Annotated in this window: 24 protein-coding genes; 11 read left to right on the top strand and 13 right to left on the bottom strand. The window is 35.2% G+C overall.

The features are described 5' to 3' along the window. Positions 1-158 precede the first annotated feature (158 nt). On the top strand, positions 159-1,010 hold the full coding sequence (locus ACKI3D_RS09135) for a zinc-ribbon domain-containing protein (protein ID WP_407393909.1): 852 nt from the start codon (positions 159-161) through the stop codon (positions 1,008-1,010). A 58-nt stretch (positions 1,011-1,068) separates the two neighbouring features. On the opposite strand, the gene ACKI3D_RS09130 is transcribed toward ACKI3D_RS09135, so the two are convergent. The 7 genes from ACKI3D_RS09130 to ACKI3D_RS09100 form a co-directional block, all read right to left on the bottom strand. Then, positions 1,069-2,790: an MATE family efflux transporter gene (locus tag ACKI3D_RS09130; RefSeq protein ID WP_407393907.1), complete on the bottom strand. Its 1,722-nt coding sequence runs from the start codon at positions 2,788-2,790 to the stop codon at positions 1,069-1,071. A 12-nt stretch (positions 2,791-2,802) separates the two neighbouring features. Then, positions 2,803-3,372 carry a hypothetical protein gene (locus tag ACKI3D_RS09125; protein WP_407393905.1) on the bottom strand — a complete coding sequence of 190 codons (570 nt, stop codon included), beginning with the start codon at positions 3,370-3,372 and terminating at the stop codon, positions 2,803-2,805. Positions 3,373-3,444: 72 nt separating this feature from the next. Further along, on the bottom strand, positions 3,445-3,600 hold the full coding sequence (locus ACKI3D_RS09120) for a hypothetical protein (RefSeq protein WP_407393903.1): 156 nt from the start codon (positions 3,598-3,600) through the stop codon (positions 3,445-3,447). Positions 3,601-3,740: 140 nt separating this feature from the next. After that, positions 3,741-4,820 carry a heparan-alpha-glucosaminide N-acetyltransferase domain-containing protein gene (locus tag ACKI3D_RS09115; protein ID WP_407393901.1) on the bottom strand — a complete coding sequence of 360 codons (1,080 nt, stop codon included), beginning with the start codon at positions 4,818-4,820 and terminating at the stop codon, positions 3,741-3,743. Between the two features lie 244 nt (positions 4,821-5,064). Beyond that, the gene (locus tag ACKI3D_RS09110) at positions 5,065-6,093 is read right to left on the bottom strand and encodes an NOG1 family protein (protein ID WP_407393899.1); all 1,029 of its coding nucleotides are present in this window, start codon (positions 6,091-6,093) and stop codon (positions 5,065-5,067) included. Positions 6,094-6,101: 8 nt separating this feature from the next. After that, positions 6,102-6,659, bottom strand: a complete 558-nt coding sequence (locus tag ACKI3D_RS09105; RefSeq protein ID WP_407393897.1) for a TIGR00296 family protein — start codon at positions 6,657-6,659, stop codon at positions 6,102-6,104. Next, a complete protein-coding gene (locus tag ACKI3D_RS09100) occupies positions 6,659-8,029 on the bottom strand; it encodes a TldD/PmbA family protein (protein ID WP_407393895.1) in 1,371 nt (456 codons plus the stop codon). The genes ACKI3D_RS09105 and ACKI3D_RS09100 overlap by 1 nt, the downstream gene beginning before the upstream one ends. Positions 8,030-8,147: 118 nt before the next feature. Between ACKI3D_RS09100 and ACKI3D_RS09095 the strand changes: the two genes are divergently transcribed. Next, positions 8,148-9,350: a GMC family oxidoreductase N-terminal domain-containing protein gene (locus tag ACKI3D_RS09095; RefSeq protein ID WP_407393893.1), complete on the top strand. Its 1,203-nt coding sequence runs from the start codon at positions 8,148-8,150 to the stop codon at positions 9,348-9,350. Between the two features lie 3 nt (positions 9,351-9,353). Here the strand turns inward: ACKI3D_RS09095 and pyrI are convergent, their stop codons facing one another. The 5 genes from pyrI to hisA are packed head-to-tail and all read right to left on the bottom strand — an operon-like array spanning position 9,354 to position 12,594. Then, complete coding sequence (pyrI, locus tag ACKI3D_RS09090) at positions 9,354-9,833, bottom strand: aspartate carbamoyltransferase regulatory subunit (RefSeq protein WP_407393892.1); 480 nt, start codon at positions 9,831-9,833, stop codon at positions 9,354-9,356. A gap of 10 nt (positions 9,834-9,843) precedes the next feature. Beyond that, positions 9,844-10,332, bottom strand: a complete 489-nt coding sequence (locus tag ACKI3D_RS09085; RefSeq protein WP_407393890.1) for a flavodoxin family protein — start codon at positions 10,330-10,332, stop codon at positions 9,844-9,846. A 20-nt stretch (positions 10,333-10,352) separates the two neighbouring features. Beyond that, positions 10,353-11,375, bottom strand: a complete 1,023-nt coding sequence (argC, locus tag ACKI3D_RS09080; protein WP_407393888.1) for an N-acetyl-gamma-glutamyl-phosphate reductase — start codon at positions 11,373-11,375, stop codon at positions 10,353-10,355. A gap of 12 nt (positions 11,376-11,387) precedes the next feature. After that, entirely contained in the window at positions 11,388-11,852 is a 465-nt protein-coding gene (locus ACKI3D_RS09075) for an adenylyltransferase/cytidyltransferase family protein (RefSeq protein ID WP_407393886.1), read from the bottom strand. A 4-nt stretch (positions 11,853-11,856) separates the two neighbouring features. After that, on the bottom strand, positions 11,857-12,594 hold the full coding sequence (gene hisA / locus ACKI3D_RS09070) for a 1-(5-phosphoribosyl)-5-[(5-phosphoribosylamino)methylideneamino]imidazole-4-carboxamide isomerase (RefSeq protein WP_407393885.1): 738 nt from the start codon (positions 12,592-12,594) through the stop codon (positions 11,857-11,859). 154 nt (positions 12,595-12,748) lie between these two features. Here hisA and ACKI3D_RS09065 point away from each other — a divergent pair, with 154 nt between their 5' ends. From ACKI3D_RS09065 to ACKI3D_RS09050, 4 genes are all read left to right on the top strand, one after another. Next, on the top strand, positions 12,749-13,453 hold the full coding sequence (locus ACKI3D_RS09065; protein WP_407393883.1) for an ABC transporter ATP-binding protein: 705 nt from the start codon (positions 12,749-12,751) through the stop codon (positions 13,451-13,453). Positions 13,454-13,457: 4 nt separating this feature from the next. Then, a complete protein-coding gene (locus ACKI3D_RS09060; protein ID WP_407393881.1) occupies positions 13,458-15,728 on the top strand; it encodes an ABC transporter permease in 2,271 nt (756 codons plus the stop codon). 74 nt (positions 15,729-15,802) lie between these two features. Further along, positions 15,803-16,024 carry a hypothetical protein gene (locus ACKI3D_RS09055; protein WP_407393879.1) on the top strand — a complete coding sequence of 74 codons (222 nt, stop codon included), beginning with the start codon at positions 15,803-15,805 and terminating at the stop codon, positions 16,022-16,024. A 183-nt stretch (positions 16,025-16,207) separates the two neighbouring features. Beyond that, positions 16,208-18,466 (top strand): ABC transporter permease, encoded by a 2,259-nt coding sequence (locus ACKI3D_RS09050; RefSeq protein WP_407393877.1) that lies wholly within the window; start codon positions 16,208-16,210, stop codon positions 18,464-18,466. A gap of 7 nt (positions 18,467-18,473) precedes the next feature. Here ACKI3D_RS09050 and ACKI3D_RS09045 read toward each other — a convergent pair whose 3' ends face one another. Then, positions 18,474-19,145 carry a methyltransferase family protein gene (locus ACKI3D_RS09045; protein ID WP_407393876.1) on the bottom strand — a complete coding sequence of 224 codons (672 nt, stop codon included), beginning with the start codon at positions 19,143-19,145 and terminating at the stop codon, positions 18,474-18,476. A gap of 130 nt (positions 19,146-19,275) precedes the next feature. On the opposite strand from ACKI3D_RS09045, the gene ACKI3D_RS09040 reads away from it, so the two are divergent. From ACKI3D_RS09040 to ACKI3D_RS09020, 5 genes are all read left to right on the top strand, one after another. After that, positions 19,276-19,758, top strand: a complete 483-nt coding sequence (locus ACKI3D_RS09040) for a methyltransferase family protein (protein WP_407393874.1) — start codon at positions 19,276-19,278, stop codon at positions 19,756-19,758. A gap of 11 nt (positions 19,759-19,769) precedes the next feature. Further along, positions 19,770-20,216, top strand: coding sequence for a hypothetical protein (locus ACKI3D_RS09035; RefSeq protein ID WP_407393873.1), 447 nt, complete (start codon positions 19,770-19,772; stop codon positions 20,214-20,216). Between the two features lie 9 nt (positions 20,217-20,225). Beyond that, positions 20,226-20,690, top strand: a complete 465-nt coding sequence (locus ACKI3D_RS09030; protein ID WP_407393871.1) for a DUF2124 family protein — start codon at positions 20,226-20,228, stop codon at positions 20,688-20,690. A 103-nt stretch (positions 20,691-20,793) separates the two neighbouring features. Continuing rightward, positions 20,794-21,168 carry an ArsR/SmtB family transcription factor gene (locus ACKI3D_RS09025; protein WP_407393869.1) on the top strand — a complete coding sequence of 125 codons (375 nt, stop codon included), beginning with the start codon at positions 20,794-20,796 and terminating at the stop codon, positions 21,166-21,168. An 18-nt stretch (positions 21,169-21,186) separates the two neighbouring features. After that, a partial coding sequence (locus tag ACKI3D_RS09020; protein WP_407393867.1) for a heavy metal translocating P-type ATPase occupies positions 21,187-23,602 on the top strand: 2,416 nt, incomplete at its 3' end.

The raw sequence follows: 23,602 nt of genomic DNA, 5'->3' as shown, positions 1-23,602 counted from the left end.
TTTCAATAATTATTGAAATGCTTTTGAAGAATGGTAAGTATGTAATTTATTCAGTTTTGAATATTTGGGTTGAAAAGATTCGCTTCAACAATTTTCGGCATATATTTATAATTTTTTTGACTTAAACTTATTTAAGAAGATGATTAAAGAGGTAGGACATGGCCAATTTTTGTACTAACTGTGGATCTAAATTAAGAAAGGACGACAATTTCTGCAGCAATTGCGGAACCAGAATAGACAAATCCTATATGGAGAAGAATATTCCTTCACCAAATCAGAACCCAGACAATATTGAAAAAAGAAAAGCCAAACAAAAACTTAATACAATTCTTGGAAGAGCATTGTCATTCGACAATGCTTTTAAAAAAACATTGGATTATTACGGTTTGGATTATGGTAAAACCAAAAAAGCCATCAGGCGACAGGTGGAAAAAGAAATCGATTCGGGTCAGATTACAAGCGGGGGTGTCGAATATAGGGTGAACCAGCTGATACTTGAATGCAAAAATAAAATGGATAAGGAAAAAGAAGAAAAACGGAAAAAATTGAAAATGATTGATGAACTACTTGAATCAGAAGAAATCAAATCAGAAATAAGAAAAAACAATATTGGCCAAAAATACGTAACTTCCATTAAAGACAATCTGAAAAATAAGTTAATTGATAGAAAAGAAAACATGGATGAAGATGAAATCAAATATTTCATAAAAACTGAATTGAAAAAAGAGAGAGAAGCACAGGAAAAAAGGATGAGGGAAGAACAGGAAAGAGCGAGGAAATTAGAGGAAGAAGCTAGAATCAGAAAAGAACAGGAAATTGTCCGTGAAAAAATGATAGCGAATGGAGAAGCAGGATATTGCGGTTTTGGATGCAGACATTTCTACGAAGAATTTCTTGATGAACATGGGGGGATAGTTGGTGATTTTGATTCTGGAGGAATGGTTGATTATTATTGCAGTTTAGGGCATTCTGCATTCCATGGAAAGTTTTGCGAATATTATGAAAATTGAGGTTCAAACATAATATCAATTTAAAATGAAATAATCCAAGAATTTGCATTAAAAAACGTCATTTGATTGTAATTATGATATTGTTTAAACCCAATATTTGCGAATAGTCGATCTTTTCTGAAATGTTTCTTAAAATAGCAATATTTGATTCCATATTCTCATCTTCCGTTATATCTATGCAGATTCCGGAATATTTAATTGAAATGAGAATGTAATCATCATTGTCCTTAATGATTACATCAATCAAATCTACTATCTCGTCATTAATATTGATAATTTGAACAACCATATCCTCAATTGCCATGCGGACCAGTAGGGATATCCTTTTGTCATTGAATAGCTTCTGAATATTTTCAGACAGATTAACGGCATCATCAATATTGCCGGTAATCGTATATTCAAATACTAATATTCCCTTATGTCTTCTGTTTAGGAAAAATCCTGAATATTCGCCATTGCTTCTGTGGGCAATGATTTTGGAATATATGAAAATGAACAGCACTGTTGCAAATTCAGAGACTACAAGTGAAATCCAAAATCCGTCAGCGCCCCATAATGCAGTTAATAGATATGCGAACAATACTGGGAAAATCAGCCCCTGAAGAAGAGTAATCATATTTGCCAATTTATTATACTGCACTGATTCGGCATAAAACATATATAGGCTGTTGACTGCAAATGCAATGAAACTGATGGAGAATATTCTTATGATGTTCATAATTACAGGAATATCTGAAGGGTTATTAACATTAAATAAGAACAATACTACCTGTGGGAACAGAATAAACAAAGCGGAAAAGAACAAAGCAAAAGCAACTACAATTTTGAGGGATCTTTTGGTTACATAATCCACACCATTGAAATCTTCCTCCTTATAATATACTGCAGAAATCGGCAGGATTGATTGAACAGCGCCTAAAATAAAGATATCCACCAAATATAATGCATTATAACACATATTATATGCAGATAATCCCATTTCCCCTAAAATTCCCGCAATTAAAGCATTTAACAGTATAAGTCTGATTGTAGTATACAATGGAATTGAAGAACCGGAAAATCCGGCCTTGCAGATATCTGCTAAATAGCCGATTATTTTTGAAGTTTTAATCTTTATGAATCTTAATGTTCTGTCCGATTTTACTAAATATATGGTTATGTAAATTGCAGATACAATATGGCCAATGGTTGTTGCGATTGCAGCACCGGAAATCCCCATATTGAAAAATTTCATTAGGATAACATCAAAAACAATGTTGACGACGTTGCAAAGCAAGAATGCCCTGAACTGCATATTGATGAAACCATCGGTTTTTATGAAATATGCCAAACAAACCATATAACATTCAAAAACTATGCCAAGAGCATAGAAAAAGAAATATTGGCCAACAAACGGTTTCAGTTGAGTGGAATTACATAGCAATTGAACATATGAGTCCTGAAAGATTATGGCTGAAAGAGTGATGATTAGTCCGACAATTATGGTTGCGATTATTGAAATCGTGAAATATGCGTTTCCTTTTTCATTATCGAAATCCGCCCGGGCCATTTTGCATAAGATACTTTCGCCCAAGCCTATCAGCCAGTAGACAGCATTGATAAAGGCAACTAAAGGTTCAATGCTTTGAACTACAGACAAAAATGTGGAACCCAAGAACATGCTGATGAAGAATGCATCTACAAGAATGGCAAAATTGCCTGCTATTGAAGCCATTAATGTTGGGAAAAACAATTCCCTGAACTTTCTGTTTAATAAATTAAAGTTTCGCTCATATGTCATGATATCCGAACACTATTCCTTAGATGCAATAACCATTCTATTCAATTTATGTATCGGCAATTCGATTTTGAAATCCAATAAAGTCAGTAATGCTTCAGCACCTAATCTTGAGTTAGGCATGAAGTCATAGGTTGTTTGTGGAATGAAAATTAATCCTCCCACTTTTACTTTATTGAATATATTTAAAAATATTCTGACGGTTTCATCATCCTTTTTATTTGAAATGCTCCTATTTAAATTCACCACTATGCAATCGAATTTCCCTTTGATGCCATCCAGATCTTCAAGCAAAACCTGGGATGTCTCCAAATTATCAATTATGCTTTCACTAACCAAAAGACAATTGCCATAAGCCTTGATGTCATTTATTAAAGACTCGATTTCACTTGAAATTTTATCTTCTTCAATATTTACCTCATCATGAAGCTCCTCACTAAGGACAAGTTGAAAAGCGCGTTTTTCAATGCTTCTTAAAAATTCAACATCCTTTTGAAGCTGGTTGGGGTCTTCATTAACAAGATATACAGTTCCTGCACTGGTTTCTAGGTCTTGAGTTTTAGAAAAACTTTTGAGGAGTTTCAATTGGATTGACGTTTGTTTTATAGTAACTTTTTAAATTAACCCCTATGGATTCCAGTGGAGAGGATTTTGCGATTAAATCTTTTGGAACACTGAGTTCTTTAATGCATCCATATGCATATAGATTATAACCCCTTTTACGTTCAAGATGGAATTTTTCATATCCTCATAGAAATCATCATATGAGCGATTGCTTGTCTCCATCAGTTTTGCATTGTCATCAATGCTCATATCATCATTTGAAATTAAATCCTGATTTAATACATCAGTTTGATTATCATTTGCCGAAACAGCAGTAATACTGAATAAAATGCATATGATAAGGATTAATACAAATATTTTGATTTAAACTTCATTTTAATCCTCCACTATTATGTTCTTAATTTTTTATAAGCCAATGCGGCTGCTGTAGATATAATCAGCATGCATATTGAAATTATTGTAGTTACAAGGTCAGTCAATACCAGGTCTTTGGCGAAGTAAGTGATTAGGACTATTGTCACAGGTATAAAGAACCACTGGGCAATATAAATTCTGTTGATGTTGCTGCTCAATATTGTAAATGCTTTGATGATTGCATCAGGCAGGAATTTTGCTGCCCAATAGCACAGTCCTATTACTGCATGAGCATTGATTATGCCGAATATTGCATCCAAAGTATTTAAGAAGTAGTAAAAGTGAACATCATCTGAAAAGACGCCTCTCCATAACTTTGAAGATACAAAGAAGTAAATAAAAGCAACAATTAACAAAATTGGCCAAAATTTAAAGAATTCGCCCTTATCCTTAGCTCGGATGATGTATTGTCCCCAGACATATCCCGCAATTGGGAAAATAAACCAATTGAATAAAGGAAAAGCTGTGTATTTGGTTCCGAAGAAGTAACCGAAGAATAAGTTTACAACAGGAATGCCAAAATCAGTGAATCTTAACAAAGTACCGAGTATGGACAATACAACAGCAATAACAATCAACTTCTTGTTTGAAACTTTGAATTTCTTTAGGATTCCCATTGTAACAAACGCCAGACCGGCGAATTCCAAGATATCAATGCAAAAGAGCAGGAGTCCACCTTCTAGTGGGAAAGGACTTGCATCAATACCAAGAGCTACAGCAAGAAAATGAGGTATAAAGAACTCGAACACATTTACCAGAATGCCTAAAAGGAATAATGTTATACCTCTTTTTATCATCAGGTCCCATTGGCTGTGCCTTGAGTATACCACACCAACACCCATACAAAACATGAAGATAATCGCAGCATAAGGCCTTCCTAACACATTACCAATTATAAAAGTATAAGTTGAGCTTAAACCATCATTATATCCTTGAACTACCATAACGGTATGCAGAAAAATCATGAATATGATAGCTAGGGCTTTGGCAATATCCAATTCGACTTGCCTGCCTACATTAACTTTTTCATCTGAAAATAAATTTGAAATATTCATAGTTATATATTTTTTAACAATTCATATATAATGTCAGGATTTATGAATAAAATACAATAATTATTATTTGGTTTTAGATTATTATAATGAAAATGAGGAATTTCATGATGATTCACTTGAATTTTTCAATAATAACATTGAAATTACAACTTGAAAGTGCATCACTATTAGAAAAAAGTTTGCTATAAATTATTGAAACATGATTAAAATGTAATTTCCAAAAAAAAGTTAATGAAAAGTATTATTAATAATACTCATCATCATCGTCTTCTTCTTCAACAAATCTTTCAATTTTCTTTATCCTATCAATTTTTTTGTTGATTTCCTCAATTCCTTCGCCTTCAATGGCTGAGATGAATATGGAATTCTCTTCATCATCTATATATTCGCTGAGGTATTCCCTATCCTCAACAAGATCCATTTTGTTAAACAGATATATGATAGGTATTTCAGAGAAGATTTTTTCAATCTGCTTTAATAGATTGTATTGATTGTCCAGGTGGAATCCGCAGGTTTCGGAGGCATCAAAAATAAACAATATTGCATCCGCCAGGTGTTCCAGTGCAACAATCGCATTCATTTCAATGTCGTTCATCTCTAGAACTGGTCTGTCAAGCAGACCTGGTGTATCGATAATTTGGATATGCTTCCAGTGCCTTTCAGTATGGCCGATTTGAATACCTTTGGTTGTGAATGGGTAATTTGCAACCTGAGGATCTGCACTGCTGAGCTGCCTTAAAAGGGTTGATTTGCCCACATTCGGAAAACCTGCAATAACGATTGTTGTTGCATCAAAGTCAATTGTCGGCATGTTTCTTAGGTTTTGCTTTGCAAAATCTAAAAAGTCAAGATCCTTTTTAATCTTACCCACAACTGAAGCTATTCTACCGTAGGCCTGTTTTTGAATTACACTGGCTTTTTCAGAAGGATTTTTCCTGATTTTAGCACCATATTCCTTTTCAAGTTGAGTTATAATTCCATACGCCCAGTTAAGTGCTCCAAGAGCTTGCTTCATATCGTCTACACCAACTGTAATGTCAATGTAGTCCTGATAAAATGGATGCAGGCTTTCGATTTCAGGAACTGCATCAATAATAGATTTTAATTTATCTTTAATAACTTGACAGGATGTAACAACTCTTCTTTCCTCGATTCTTTTACCTTTGAGGTGTTTTGGTATTTTTTGACTTCTAATTAAGTCCGCCTGTTTTTTACCTCTGCTGAATCCTTTGTCCAGTAATTCTTCAGGAGTAGGTATTGTCGGTATCATCATTGTAATCACTATTTAAAAATTTGTCCTTGGAATTTAGATACGTCACAGCTTTCATCCATCCAGCTGTCTGCACTGATTCCTGCTTTCATACATGTGTGCTCTAAAAAGTCTTCCACACTGAATTTGTTTTCTACTGCAACTTGAGGGAGCAATAATCCTCTTGAATAGCCTTTCTGCACAATCAATCCGTCACGGCCAATTTCAATCTCTTCAAAGTACTGATCCGGATGAGCTACATAAATCACTTCAGGTTTGGTCAAAACGGTCACTTCAAAATCAAGGCTTTCAAATTCATCAAGAGTTACTTGAGGAAATCTTGGGTCATTTACTGCTGCAGCTATTGCAACTTCCATTGTTGCGTCTATTGCAGGCAAAATAGGCTCGGGATATCCAATGCATCCTCTCAAGTAATTGTTTTTGTTCAATGTTACAAAAACGCCTAATTTTTCATCAAGTTCAAGCGGATAATCATTAGGTTTTTCCATTTTTTCTCCGTTTTCCAAATAATATTTAATTGATTCTTTTGCCAAATTTAATAAGTATTTTCCAGATTCTTCACTTACCATTATCCCATTCCTCCTACTAACGCATTTACAATTCTTGTGTGTGGTCCTCCATCACCTACAGGGGTGGTCTGACCATCTTTTCCACAGAATCCAACACTTAATTTAAAATCATTACCTATGGCATCAATGTTTTTCAAGGTTTCAAGTATGTTTCCTGATAGTGAAACATCCCTTAGAGGTGTTTCAATAGCTCCATCTTTAATCAAGTATCCTTCAGCGGCATTGAATTGGAATATGCCTTTTCCGGTATCGACTTGACCTCCTCTTGAACCTTTAAGATAGATTCCATCAGGAATATCTTCAATCAGTTCTTCAAATGTATTTTCACCTGGCTGCAAGAAGGTGTTGCTCATTCTTACAATCGGTTGGTCAGCTATTGCTGATCTTGCATTTCCGGATGATTTCATATTCAATTTTGATGAGGTTTCTCTTGAATTTAAAAGAGATATTAATTTTCCGTCTTTAACCAGTTGGTTAGGTTTTGTTTTTACTCCTTCCACATCATACGGGTAATATCCAAATCCTTCACGAAGGCTTGCATCATCAAAGATGTTCACGATGTCTGATGCAATTTGAGCTCCCATTTTATCCTTAAGGATTGAATCGTTTTGAAGGATTAAATCAGCTTCTACGGCATGGCCCAGTGCTTCGTGTATCAGCACTCCAGTTAGTTCAGGGTCAGCTATTACTGGAAATCTTCCGGAAGGTGCAGGCTCTGCATCAAGAAGCCTCACTGCCTTTTCACCGATGTTTCTTCCGAATTCTTCAAGGTCTGCTTCTTCAATTAGTTCATAGCCTCTTACTCCACCTAAACTGCCGTGGCCAAATTGGATTATTTCTCCATCGGTTGCAGAAGCGTTCAATGCCATTCTGCATCTGCTTGTATTGACTTGAATTTCACTTCCTTCGCTGCTCATGAATAGTTCGTTAACTTCACTGTCAACATAGCTTACTGTGGTACTGTTTACCTTTTCAATTGCAGCCGCATCATTGGCCTCACCCATCATATCTTTCTTCTCTTCAATAGATATGTCTTTAAAAGGTATTTTAACATCAACTGCGATTTTATCTTTAATCACTTCACTTTCGCTTAATGTCACGTCGCCTTTAAGTGAGTTTGAAAATTTGATAGCGGTTTCGGTAACTTCATTAATTTTGGATAAGTCTGTAGTGTATGCAAAACCCCATGCTCCATTGTTCAATACTCTTACTCTTGCAGATAAGCTCATTCCAGTATTAATCTCATCTACATCCCCATCTTTCATTAATATGGAGGTATTTTCGCCTTTTTCACTTCTGATATCTATGTAATCTACTTGGGGGCTTGTTTTTGCTATAACTTTTTCGAATAAATCAATGTATTCTTCCATTATATCACTCAATAAGATTAATCTATTATTAATTTTATATTACATATTAAATAAAAGTTTTTTATAGGAAGAGATATAATATAACAATTGTTAATAATTATTTTTTGGTGATTGTAAGATGTTTGTCGTTATTGGAACCGGTGCTGGCGGAGGACTATTGGCTCGTGAACTTGCAAAAGAAGGCAGGGAAGTTACAGTTTTAGAGAAAGGACCTTATATAAAATCAAAGGATGCATTTAACTATTATGATAAATACTCCAGTGATGTTGATTTGCTTACAACCACATGCATTGGAGGTGCTACAATAGTGGCTATGGCAAATATGGTAAGGGCGCTTGATGAAGAATTGCTGGACTTTGATGTTGATTTGACCGATGCATATGAATATGTAGAAGATTTGGTTGGAGTTCACCAGCTTGATGATTCGCACATAGGAAAAGGCACTCAGGCATTTTTGGATGCTGGCTACAAATTGGGACTCAAAACTCTAAAGATGCCAAAAGCTATCAGGGAAGAGGATTGCATTCAATGCGGCAAATGTGCATTTGGATGTTTTGCCGATGCAAAATGGTCCGGAAAGGACTTTGTTGATGAAGCGGTTGAAGCCGGCGCAACATTAATTACTGAAGCTGAAGTTACAGAAATAATTCATGAAAATGATATTGTAACTGGTGTAAAATATATAAAAAATGATGCTGAAGAGATTATCGAAGCAGATAAAGTCATTTTATCTGCCGGAGCAATAGGTTCAGCTTTGATTTTAAGAAAATCCGGAATCACAGAAGCTGGCAGGGAAATATTCTTTGATCCGTTCGTAACAGTTGGAGGATACATCAAAGACATTAACTTTAACACAGAAGTCCAGATGGCTGGGCTTGTAATTGGTGAGAACTTTGTTCTTTCACCTCATTTCTCATCATTCATCCGTGCAAACATCCCGGATGATAATGTTACAGATAACGATATTCTCTCAATTATGGTTAAAACAGCAGATGAATGTAAGGGTTATGTAACCGATGATGGTGATGTCGTTAAAATCAATACGATAACCGATATAAGATACTTGGCTGAAGGTGTAGCTACAGCAGGATTTATCCTAAAAGAAGCGGGAGTTGACCCAAACACAATAGGCTCAACAGTGTATAGGGGAGCACATCCTGGAGGAACAGCTCCAATCGGAAAAATAGTGGACAGCAACCTGGAAACAGAAATTTCCAATTTGTTTGTTTGTGATGCAAGCGTATTGCCAATATCTCCCGGTAAGCCTCCGATATTAACAATACTTGCATTGTCTAAAAGATTAGCAGATTATCTGAAATAGAAGTTATTCGAACTGTTTGTCGATATCTTCTGTTTTGATTAATTTTTCACAATAATGGCATCTGACAACAGGAGGATACTTATTAATTACATTAAATATTGGTGTAATAGGTTCATTCTTGTTGTTTGTAATGCATTTTGGATTTGTGCACTTGATAATTGATGTAATTTTATCCGGCAATTGTATTTTATCTTTTTTGATTGGTTCAAAGTTCCTGATAATATTGATTGTAGCTTTTGGAGCAATTAAAGCTATTTGATTCAATTCACTGTGATCAAGTTCCCGGTTTTCAATTTTAACTATGTCTTTTCTTCCGATTTCGGCTGAAGAAACATTCATAGCTACAGTGACGTTGGTAGTTTCATCATCGGGAAGGCCTAAAATTTTAAGGATATGCAATGCCTTATTGGCTGTAATGTGGTCAATTACAGTACCGTTTTCAATAGCTTTAATCTTAAGTTCACCTTTTTTGTTTTTTGCCATCATTTCACCGTTAATACATTTTCAAATCTTTCATTTCAATAATCGCTTCTGTGTCACGAACTAAAGTTTCAGGGCTTTTATCTTTGGTTGCAATAGCAAAGCTTTCGATTACTCTTGCCCCACGCATTTTAACTTTCTCTTCAAGTCTTTCAATGTTGCTTTCACCACGATTGGAATCCATTGTGGCAAATAGGATAACATCTTTTGCCCTTAAATCGCATCTGTCAATAATAGTTAAAATAGCAGGGGTAGGATTTCCAGACCATGTTGGAGTTCCAAAGTAAATTGTATCATATGCTCTCAAATCCACTCTTGCAGGAACAATGTCTGTTTTCTGTTCTCTGTATGCATTTATTGAAGATAATAATCTATTTTTCAATCCTTCACGATTCTTTAAATCATGAATTCTGACAAGGTCTGCATTTAAATTTTTAGCTAATGTTTTAGCAACCAAATCAGTTTTTCCCCCTTGAGAATAATAAACTATTATTCTTTTCATTTTATAATCTCCTAATTGTTTTAAGGATGAAGACCGAAGTGTGTTAAACCTAAACGTTCATCAATTCCGAGTAAAATGTTCATGTTTTGGATTGCTTGACCGGATGCGCCTTTAACAAGGTTGTCAATAGCAGATAACATTACAAGTCTTCCAGTTTCATCTATTTCAAATCCTCCAATGTGAACAAAGTTTGATCCTCTTACTGAACTTAAGTGAGGTATTTCTCCTTCATCCATAAGTTTGATAAAGTATTCGTCGCCATATTCCTTTTCATATAATTCTCTGATTTCATCAGGTGTAATGTCCAGGTGTTCTTCTTTTAAAAAGCTATGGCTGGTAGTTTGTATTCCTCTGTTTACTGGCACTAAGTGTGGGGTAAATGATACTTTAACATCTTCAAATCCATGCAATTCCTGTTGAATTTCAGACATGTGTCTGTGTGAAGAAATTTTATATGGATTTACATTATCTGCAATATTCGGGTAATGTGTAGTTGCGGATGGATTAACGCCTGCTCCGCTAACACCTGTTTTGGAATCGATAATGATTCTATCAACCAAATCGTTTTTGACTAATGGATAGGAGGATAGGATTGCACCGGTTGGGAAACATCCTGGGTTAGCCACCAATTTGGATTTTTTGATTTCGTCTCTATATAACTCAGGAAGTCCAAAAGCACCTTTATTTTCTTTGTCGGTGTGTTCCATGCCATACCATTTTTCATATACTGCAGTGTCTCTGTATCTGTAGTCTCCACTTAAATCAACTACCTTTGCACCAGTATCCAGGATTTCAGGGACGATTTTCATTGATGCCCCATGAGGGGTTGCAGTAAATACGACATCTGCATCTAGCTCTGAGGGACTTTTATTTTTGAATACAAGCCCTGAATCTCTAATGTGCGGATGAATTTCATGTGCTGGTGTTCCATCATATTGTCTTGAAGTAATGTCTGTAATTTCCACTTCAGGATGGTTTAAAAGCATTCTTAAAAGCTCTCCGCCAGTATATCCGCTTGCTCCTATAATTGCTACTTTAAACATTTCATAATCTCCTTAATCTTCACAGTTGTCTAATATTTTTCCTTCAAAGTCAGTATTTTTGATTTTTTTAATAATTTTACAGCTGCTGTCTAGTTCATCTTTGTGATAAACCTTTACGCGCTGTACTTTTGCTTTAAGACCTCTTTCATCCACAGCCTTCTGTAGTTTTTCAACATTATGGGTCTGGTCAGGTCCGATAGCTATTATGTCTGGGTCAATTTCTTTAACAATCTTAAAGATGTCCCCTTCTTCATTACCAAGATAAGCTTCATCAACGGGTTTTAACATTTTAATCAATTCTAGACGTTGGTTTTCACCAACAATCGGGACTCTTTTTCTTTTCTCAACAGTTGAGTCACGTGCTACAACAACGTATAATTTGGAATTGTATCCTCCAAGATTTTTTGCTTCTTCTAAGTATACTCCATGTCCCGGATGGAGCAAATCGAATGTTCCACTTGCCATTACTTTTTTCATCTAATTACCTCTTTTGGTATTTTAAAGCTTCAGTTAAATCAATTTTATCTTTGTATAGTGCAGAACCGATTACAACTCCTTCCACACCGCTTTCATTTAATTTTTTAATGTCCTCTATTGTAGTTATTCCTCCTGAGTATACTATTGGAATATCTACGGATTTCTTCAACTCTTCTACAGGTTCTGTGTAAAATCCACCTAAAAGTCCTTCAACATCAACATTTGTAAATAATATGCTTCCAGCGCCATGCTCTTTAAACTCGGCTGAGAGTTCCACAGGGCTTTTATCAATCTTTTCCTGCCATCCCTTGATTACAACTTTATTGTCTTTGCTGTCAAGTGAAATCATTATTCTGTCAGAACCGTATTCGTCTGATAGTTGTGTAATGGTTTCCGGGTGTTGAATTCCCATTGTCCCGATTATTACTCTTTCAATGTCTAAATCTAATAGTTCTTGGGCATATTCGACACTTCTGATTCCTCCGCCAAGCTGAATTGGGACACTAACTTCATTTAGGATTTTTTTTATAATGTCAAAGCTGGCAACGCCATTTATTGTTCCATCCAAATCAATTACATGGATGTTTTTTGCTCCTAAATCCTCCCAATGTTTTGCAACTTTTTCAGGATTTTCTATTTCAACCATTTCACTTCCAGGTTCGCCTTGAACAAGCTGAACACATTTTCCATTCTTAATGTCAACTGCAGGCATTATTAACATTTCATCTTTTTTAAATGACATTTGGATTTTTTCCTGTAAACTTTTATTATAGTATACTTTTTGTTTTGAAATGTTTTATATCTATTGATTAAATTTTTTTAGGCATACCTAAATTTTAAATACTTTAATTAATATATCATAAAATAGATAAATTAAATTTAAGAAGGCAATATTAATGAGTACAATAATTGAATTTAAAAATGTTGATAAGATTTATAAATCTGGAGATCACATTTTAAAAGCTATGGATAGCGTCAACTTCACAATTGATGAAGGAGAATTCGTTGTAATTCTAGGTCCGTCAGGAGCAGGCAAATCAACACTCCTGAACCTTTTAGGTGGCCTTGATTCCGTTACCTCTGGTGAGATTATTGTCAAAGGTAATCATGTAGAATCATTTAATGATAATCAGTTAACCACTTACAGAGCCAAAAATGTGGGGTTCATTTTCCAGTTTTATAATCTGATTCCAAACTTGACAGCTCTAGAGAATGTTGAGCTAATGAAAGACATTGTAGATGTAAATATAAACGGCTTGGATGTTTTGGACTCAGTCGGACTTAAAGACCATGCCAGTCAGTTTCCCGCACAGTTGTCCGGTGGAGAACAGCAAAGGGTATCAATTGCAAGAGCAGTTGCCAAACAGCCTACAATGCTTTTATGTGATGAGCCAACAGGAGCACTCGATTCTAAGACCGGTGTTTTAATTCTTAATTTGCTTCAGGATATGAGCAATAGCAAGGGAACTACCGTTGTTATTGTTACACACAACGCTATTTTGGCTGAAGCGGCGGATAAGGTAATCAGGATTAAAAACGGTCAAATTGAAAGTATTGTCCTTAATGATAATCCAAAAAAGGTCACTGATTTGGAATGGTGAGCGTATGCTTTTCAGAAAGATGTTGAGAGACATCCGCAAGCATAAGACCCAATTCATATCTATTTTTTTAATGGCATTTTTAGGCGTTTTTGTTTTTGCAGGTGTCGGCGGAGAATCAGTAGGCCTTGAAGTCAATAGTAATCAATATTATGAAGATACCAACCTGGCTGATGGTTGGATTTATTCAAACTATATTAATGACATGTTCCTCTATCAGGTAGACTGTTTAGGAGCAACCACTCAAATGGAAAGGCAGCTAGTGGTGGACTCGGTTGCGGACTTTTCAAATGACCCCGAAATCACACTGCATTTTGTGGAAAACAACACTATTTCAAAATTCTATCTGGTAGAAGGCAAACCATTAAACATCAATGACAGTGATGGTGTATGGCTTGACAAGAGCTTTGCGGATGCCAAAAACTTAAAGGTCGGCGACAACATCACCTTCGAGTTTGAAGGCTATAAAATAGAAAAGGAGATTAAAGGTTTAGGTTATTCTCCGGAATATGTTTATCATGCTTCAAAGTCATCCGTAATTCCCGATTTTTCTAAGTTGGGATTTGCATACATGTCTTATAAGGCATTTCCAGGGGATATGGTTCCATATAATGTTTTGAATGTCAAATTTGACGGAACTGCAGAAAATTATAATGAATTATTGTCCTATCATTTGGATGGTTATTATAACTCATTTGTTGAAAGGTCAGAGCACACTAGCGTAAGCCAGTTTTCAGAGGAAATGGATCAGCACAAGATGATGTCAGGAATTTTTCCGGTTGTATTCATCCTGATTGCAATGTTGATCTTATTAACAACAATGACAAGGATAATTGCACATCAGAGAACTCAAATTGGTATCTTAAAGGCTTCCGGTTTTAAAGACAAATCAATAATGTTTCATTATGTTTCATATGGGTTCTGGCTGGTTTTGATAGGTTCCATTTTAGGTTTGATTATCGGTCCGTTGACACTGCCTAAGCTATTCTATCCAACAATGAGCGCTACCTATATCCTGCCTTCATGGGAACCTGCATGGAGTATGGATTTTGTCTATGTTGCATTAGCAATGGTTTTGATGTCTGTATTGGTATCATATTATGCGGTTAAAAGTATTTTCAATGAAAATCCTGCAGATACAATAAGGCCAAAAGTTCCTAAAGTTTCAACATCAGGATTTATTGAAAAACTAGGTTTCTGGAAACATTTGTCATTCAACGCTCGTTGGAATTATCGTGATGCCAAAAGAAATAAGTTCAGAGGTTTGATGACAATAATAGGAGTAATCGGCTGTACTGCACTTTTGGTCTCAGCATTTGGAATGTATGATGGAATGAATGACTTAAAGGAATGGGAATTTAACCAGATTAACCACTATGATTCAAAACTGGTCATTGATGATGAAGCAAGCCTGTCTGATATCGATGATGTGGCAGAAGATGTAAATGGAGATAAGATAATGGAAGGAGCCATTGAAATCGAAGCAGGTTCGGTGAAAAAATCAGGTTCGCTTCTGGTTTTAAATCACACAGATTTGGTAACACCGACTGATTACAACTGGAATAGGATAGACATAGCCGATGATGAGGTTTCAATTTCACAGAAAATGGCAGACATGTTGGGAGTAGATGTAGGAGATACCGTAAAATGGCATATCATGGGTTCAGACAAATGGATTAAAACAAAAATCGATAAAATCCATGCAGACCCGACATCTCAGGGATTTATAATGTCTGCAGATAAACTTGAAGACTTGGATTTAAACTACACTCCAACCAGTATCGTAACAACAGAACATGTTGATAAGAATTATTCTGCAATTAAAACAGCCAACTCAATGAAAGACATGACTGGAAGCTGGGATGAGCTAACAGAAGCAATGTGGCTATTGATTTATATTTTAATATTCTTTGCATCACTTTTAGCGGTTGTGGTATTGTATAACCTAGGATTGCTGTCCTTTACTGAAATTGAGCGCGAAATAGCTACTTTAAAAGTTTTAGGTTTTAAAACAAGAGCTCTTCGAAAGCTGCTTCTAACACAGAACCTGTGGTTTACAACTATCGGTTTCATATTGGGAGTTCCAGTCGGTTATTATATATTAAAAATAATGTGGGAATCTTCAGGAGATTCATTTTATGTCCTGCCTTCAATATCCCTTGCAAACCTGATAATAACTGCTGTGATAACATTTACATTATCCGTACTTGTAAACTTAATGTTTTCACGTAAAATTAAGAATCTGGATATGGTCGAGTCTCTAAAAGGTGTTGAATAGATTACTATTCACACTCATTTAGTGACAAAACCTTTAAAAGCCATTATTTTTAATTATTATTTAAAGGTGATATTATGGTTGAAGTGACTGCAGAGTCAAAATATATGGATTTACTGAATACTTATCCTTTACTAAAGAGAGACCTGGCCAGGAAAAACTGGAAATTTGAATTTTTAGTGACTCCGATGGGTAAAATTTCACTGTGGGAAGCTAACCTTGCGGAGGTAAGCGAAAAGGCAGAATTGTCTGTTGAAGAAACAGTTGAATTATTTAATGAGTTGATTAACTCATATTAATTCTATTTTTTTTGTAATTGATATATATCACAATTTTTAATTTAGTTACAATACTTCAAAGCTCGCTGTTAATGTAAATGGCTATTAATATTTTTCTAATTTAGTCGTTAATATCTCAGTTTAATCAATCATTTTTGTAATTTAAAAGAGGTTTTTTATATTTCATTTTTCTAATATTATATCATGTCATTATCTAAAAAAATGCTGAGAGATATAAAAATCAATAAAACGCAGTTTCTTGCAATATTTATGATGGCATTTTTAGGTATTTTTGCATATTGTGGAATATACGGAGAGTATTATGGGTTAGAGCAAACTTCTGCAGATTTTTACGCTCAAACTAACCTTGCTGATGGATGGGTTTACAATACGGATTTCGATGACTCCTCTGTTGAGAAAATCGGCGAATTTACCACACAAACCGACAGACAAAATGTTGTCCGATCCGTAGCCAGCATGGAAGGAAAACCCGATATAACGCTGCATTTTACAGAAAAAGGAACAATTTCCAAGTTTTATACAACTAAGGGCGAAGATTTTAATCCTGATGATGATTCGGGGGTCTGGCTGGATGAGCGTTTTGCTGAAGAGCGGAATTTGGATGTAGGAGATAAGATTACTTTTGAATTTGATGATTATAAAATCAAAAAGGAAATTAAGGGAATTGGTTATTCTCCGGAGTATATCTATGAAGCTTCCACCAGCACATTAACCCCAGATTTTTCCCAGATGGGTTTCGCATATCTTTCATATAAGGCATATCCTAGTGATTTAGAATATAACACTCTACTTGTAAAATACAATAGTTCAGATAATGACTTTAAAGATAAACTAGATGATTCAATTGATTATTTGTCTTTTACAAAACAGGAAGACCAAATAAGTGTGTCCAAATTTTCCGATGAAATGGGACAGCACAAGATGATGGGTGATGTGTTTCCAATTGTTTTTATTATTGTAACATTTCTGACTCTCCTTACAACAATGACAAGAATAGTTTCACATCAAAGAACCCAAATCGGAATCTTGAAGGCAGTCGGTTTTAAGGATAGGACAATTATCCTGCATTATTTGTCATATGGATTTTGGCCGGTTCTGGCCGGAGCGGTTTTAGGTTTAATTACCGGACCAATGATTATACCGAGAATGTTTTATCCGACAATGACAAAAACTTACAGTCTGCCCGTCTGGAACCCTGGGTTTGACATGAGTTTTGTATATCTTGCATCTTTGATGGTCATTCTATCTGTTTTTGTAACTTATATGTCTTGCAGAAGAATTTCAAAGGAAAATCCCGCCAATACAATGAGGCCGAAAGCTCCTAATCTATCTTCAAAAAGCTTCATTGAAAGGTCTGCTCTTTGGAATCGTTTGAGTTTCAACATTCGCTGGAACATAAGGGATGCAAGGATGAATAAGTTCAGGGCGTTCATGGTAATAATTGGAGTTATGGGATGTGTGGGCCTGTTGATTGCGGCATTTGGTATGAACGACAGTATGGACGAGTTGAAATCATGGGAATATGATGACATAAGCCATTTTGAGTCTAAACTGCAAATTTCAAATAATGCCAATCCATTGGAATTGTACTATATTCTAAATGAGACCAATGGTAGTTTTATCATGCAGCAGTCAATCGAAATCAAGGCAAATGGCATAGAAGACATGGTAGGACTGTTGGCAACGAACAATACCGATTTGATATCCTATACAGACAGCAACAGAAATCCAATTGACATTGATGAAGGGGATGTTTCAATATCAACTAAACTTGCCGAGAAGTTTAATCTGACTATTGGAGATAAGATTAAATGGCATATTGTAGGTGAAGATAAGTGGGTAACATCAAAAATAGGCCAAATCCATTCAGAACCTATTTCACAGGGTTTAATAATGTCTCCGGATACTCTGGAAGACCAAGGGCTTAATTTCACACCAACAAATATTTTAACTTCTGAAAAATTTGGTGAAAACTTTGATTCAATTAAATCAGTTACAAGCATCGAAAAACTTGAAAAAAGCTGGGATCAGATTATCACCGCCGTAATGATGATGGTCTATGTAGTGACAGTTGTGGCAGTGGCGCTGGCAATTTTGGTTTTATATAATTTGGGAATTCTTTCATTTACAGAAATGGAGAGGGAAATTGCAACGTTGAAGGTTTTGGGTTTTAAGACAAGAGTCTTAAGAAAGCTATTGTTGACTCAAAATCTAATCTTTACGGCCATTGGGTTTATTTTAGGGATTCCTCTTGGATTTTACTTCATGACACTGATGATGAATGCCGCTGGAGATTCCCTCTATTATGTTCCGACATTGACATGGGGAAATATTCTATTGACTGCTTTCATAACATTTACAGTATCGATTGCCGTTAATCTGATGTTTTCAGATAAGATAAATGATTTGAATATGGTTGAAGCACTTAAGGATGTTGACTAGTTCATATTTACCATATATAAGGCAAAATTTTATATTTAACCTTTTCTTTATATTCTTTATAGCCTTTTAATTCATTTTCTAATACTTTTTCTTCATTTTTAATTCTAAATAATATAATTAAAGGATAAATTAGCATGATGACAAATGAAAAAATTGAATCCAGTATCAATGGCATAGATAGGAATAGAAAAATTGTAGATGTATACATCGGATGTCTGACAATCCCATATAATCCGCTGTCAACCACTTTTTGATTCTCGCTCACTTCAACTGTACGTGAAAGATACGTATTTTCTCTCAATACCTCAGCATACATGATATAACTCAATAAAAATATTATTGAGGCTATAATAATTATTGTTTGAGGAAGTTTGAACCATCCGAATCTGAAATTTAGTCCGGCTACAATAAATGCTAAGAAAAACATTATCCCACTAATGAAAATAACAATCTTCTGTTCATTTTCCTCTTCTTTTGCATTCAATCTTCTTTTTAAAAGGTCAGGGGATTTAATGAACATGATGATTCCTGCAATAAGCATTGGAACAAACAATAAAGCTATGAATAACCACCCATTGTAGTAATTTAAAGATCCTGCAGGTATAAATAACAGCAAGCAGATTATTATCAAACCAAAAAGGAATTTAGTTAACGCTTGGGAAAATAATTCTCTATCCATTATATCACTACTCAATATTATGTTTTTTATGCTATAAACAATTAATAAGATGTCAACATTATTTTTTTCATACTCAAACCATACTAATTTTTATATGACTTATTGTAAATTACTTATAGAAGGTGATAACATGTTTAGGGATATCATCGGATATGTGCTTGGTTTAGTTATCTTTATAATTGGAATTCCTTTTGTCATGTATTTGGCTTCAGGAAGTCCTAGTTTAGCGCAAATAACCTTAATCCAATGGATTTTATTAATTTTATTGACTATTTTTGGGATTGGATTAAGTATTTGGTCAATAGTTTATATGAAAAATGTTGGTAAAGGAAATCCCTTTGATGCCTTTAATCATGAAGTTGCACCAAGAACAAGCTCATTGATGACAAATGGGCCTTATGGGATTTGCAGAAACCCGATGCTTTTGGGAGTATTTATCTATCATTTTGGTGTTTTAATAGCTCTTTTATCCTTGGGAGCAGCGATAATTTTCATAATAGAAATTTTAATAATGAATGTTCAAGTTAAAAAAGAGGAACAAAGATTAAGAAATGATTTCGGAAATGAATACATTGAGTATACAAAAAGGGTTAAAAGATTTTTGCCATTTTAGAGGTGTTTAAAATGAACAAATCAATAATTGCAATTGTTTTAGTTCTAGTGGCTATTTTAGCCATTGTTTTAGTGCATGCCGGTGATGACTCATCAGTTGATGATGGAAACAGGACAATATTGAATGTGTCATCTGAAGGGCCTTATAAACTTTCTGAGATAACACAGGAGATTAGAACTCATGAATATTATAAGGGCTATGATAATGAGACTTTAGAGTGGATGGAATCATTGGGAAATAAATACGTATGGAATTCTCATGATGCGTTCGTCATAATGGATAAAGGGGATGCTGATAAAATTCCAACACAATTTGTCTGTGATGCATCTTTTTATGAGATATTTTCATGCAATGTCATTGAAGAGCATTCCCTTGGTTATGGAGATAATCTTAAGGATGTTTTATATGTTAAGAATGTAAAATATATCGGTGAAGATGTTATCTATTATGAGGTTTAAGGTGATAATATGGAAGACGTTTTAGAATGGAAAGGGATAAATGGACAGCTTGTAACTTTCAAAAAAGAAGTTGGAGATGCTCAAAAGATTACATTTGTCGGATCTCCAGGAGTTTGCACTCCATTTGCGGAGCTGTTGGCATATGTCGTTAGAGATAGGGAAACTCATTTCATCCCATTGCTGGATGCAGATGACTGCCATCAGTTTGAAGCTAAACCTTATGCTATGGTTTTGAAAGATGAGGTTTCCAACCCTAAAGACTCTGATGCAGTAGTGTTATTGGGTGGTTTGTCCATGCCAAAATATGATGTCGATACAGAAGATGTAAACGCTTTGGTTGCAGATATTCTAAAAGAAGACGGACAATTAATGGGCGTTTGCTTTATGGACATGTTCGCTAAAGCGGGATGGCTGGAAAAAATCGATTTTGATTGTGTAATTGATGGAACATTAACTGGTGTTGTTAAAAAATAACACCTTTATTTTTTTAAAATAACATATCACAATATCATGATATGACAACATTTAAATACATAAACATATCATAATATGTAAATATATAATATATGTGATGACTATGGAAAATAATAATCTTGAAAACAATAACGAGGGAATGTGTGAAGTATTCGATTCTCATGAAGATGTTGTTCGTCGTGTAAAGGAACGTATACCTGATGAAAGTGAATTCACTGAGTTATCTGAATTCTTCAAAATATTCGGAAATCCTACAAGATTAAAAATTATTTCCCTGCTTGCAATCGAAGATTTGTGTGTTTGCGATATTTGCGAAGCACTTGATTTAAACCAAACAACTGTTTCAAATCAGTTAAGGATATTGCGTGCAAATAATATTGTCAAATACCAAAAAGAAGGTAAAATGGCAAGATACTCTCTTACAGACCTTCACATAGAAATGATTTTCAAAGTAGGTTTAGAACATATATTAGAATAATTTTTAATTGGTGATACGATGGAGAATAGATGTTATGATGCGGATTGTGATGATGAAAACTGCCATAATCCAGAACATTTTAATTACATCTGTTTAGATCCTAATTGTGATGATATTCACTGTGAAAATCCTGATCATTATGATAAACAGTTGTTAAGAGATTATCAAGAAAAAACTGATTTAAGTGTGTATGACCACAGAGAAGAAATTGATTATGATGAAGATGTTGACATAAATCTTTGCGGATGTCCTGATTGTGCAGATGATGATGGACATGGCCACGACCATAGCCATGAGCATCATCATGATCACGACCATCATGGACACGAGCATGAGCATCATCATGATCATGACCATCATGGACACGAGCATGAGCATGAGCATCATCATGACCATAAAGAAAATGTTTGCACTGATGATGATTGCGGTTGTCATGACCACGACCATGATGATGTTGAGTTCAGTCTTTGTGCTTGTCCTGATTGTGCAGATGAAGATGACCATGATCACGGCCACGAACACTCACATGGTGATGGAGAATTATTGGCTGAAGGAAAACCTTTAATCGCAAATAGGCCAATTCAAATCATCGTTGCAAGTGGAATTCTCTTTGTTTTAGGCCATATTTTTGAATGGTTATCATTTGACCCTACAATAGTAACTATCACTTATATGATTGGTGCGGTTATTGCAGGTTATGAAATAGCTGTTTTGGCTTATAACTCATTAGTTAAAAGGCACACAATTGGTCCTGCAATGTTAATGTGTATTGCATGTGTAGCATCATTTATTATAGGCCATCCTGAAGAGGGCGCAGCTGTTACTTTCCTTTATTATATTGCGGAATTCTTGGAAGACTACGCTGAACATAGGGCAAAACGCTCAATAAAGTCTTTAGTTGAAATCGCTCCTGATACTGCAAGAGTCAAAGTGGGGGATAAAGAAGAAATCAGAAACGTTGATGAAGTGGAAATTGGCGATATTGTTATTGTAAAACCTGGGGACAAAGTGCCTTTGGATGGTGAAGTAATTTTAGGTTCATCATCAATAAACCAAGCTTCAATTACTGGTGAAAGCGTTCCCGTTTTAAAAGAAGTTGGAGACAGCGTATTTTCTGGAACAGTTAATGAAGACGGTTATCTTGAAATTAAAGTAACCACAGCCGCTAAGGATTCAGTCATCTCAAAAATCGTAACATTGGTTAAAAGATCACAGCTTAACAGGTCCGAAACTGAAACTTTGGTTGAAAAGGTGGCAAAATATTATACTCCAATAATGATGGTTGCCGCAGCCTGTGTTGCATTCATTCCGCCATTGTTATTCGGCCAGCCATTAGTTGATTGGGTTTATAAGGCTCTTTCACTTTTAGTAATCTCATGTCCTTGTGCATTTTTAATTTCAACACCTGTGGGAATGGTGTCTGCCATTACCTCAGCTACCAGAAACGGTGTAATCATTAAGGGAAGTACCTACGTTGAAGAGATGCGTAATGTTAAGGCAGTAATATTCGATAAGACAGGTACTTTAACAGAAGGAAAACTGGCATTCAGTGATGTTAAAGTCCTTGATGAGAACTACTCCGCTGAAGAGATTGTCAAGATTGCTGCTGCTTTGGAATTCCAGTCTTCACACCCGATTGCTCAGGCAATTGTAAACTATGCTGATGAAAATAATATCATGTTTGATACAATTGAAGACTTTAAGAATGTTCCGGGCAAAGGTATTGTAGCCAACATTAACGGTGAGCAATACTATGCAGCAAACGAATCTTTGATTGAAGGAAGTTCATTTAATGTTTCAAGAGATGAAATCAATAGCTATTCTGCTGAAGGTAAAACCGTTGTTTTTGTTGGAAACGCCAAAAATGTCATTGGTTTAATAACAGTATCCGATAAAATTAGGTCAAATGCTTCAGAAGTCATTGCTGATTTGAAAGACAAAGGTGTAGAGACTGTAATGCTTACCGGGGATAATAAGATGGCGGCAAAAAAAGTTGCTAGTGAAATCGGTATTCAGCATGTTTTCTCAGATCTGCTTCCTGAAGATAAATTGAACATTTTAGATACAATCAGAAATAAATTTGGTGACGTGGCTATGGTTGGTGACGGCATTAACGATGCACCGGCTCTAGCACGTGCAAATATCGGTATTGCAATGGGTGCGGCAGGTTCAGACGTAGCTATTGAAACAGCTGATGTTGCATTGATGCAGGACGATATTTCAAAGCTTCCATATTTATTCTCTTTAAGCCATAAGACTATGGGTATCATTAAACAGAACATTACTTTAGCTATTGCAGTTAAATTATTATGTGTAATCCTTGCTATTTTAGGTATTATCACATTAATGATGTCTGTTGGTTTTGGAGACTTAGGTTTAACATTGTTTGTTATCTTAAACTCATTTAGAATTGGAATGGTGAAAGATCCACTAT

Origin of the sequence: Methanobrevibacter sp. (genome assembly GCF_045586545.1) — an archaeon.
Taxonomy (GTDB): Archaea; Methanobacteriota; Methanobacteria; order Methanobacteriales; family Methanobacteriaceae; genus Methanocatella.
Note: the sequence above shows the minus strand (reverse complement) of the source record. Positions and strands in the feature narration are given on the sequence as shown.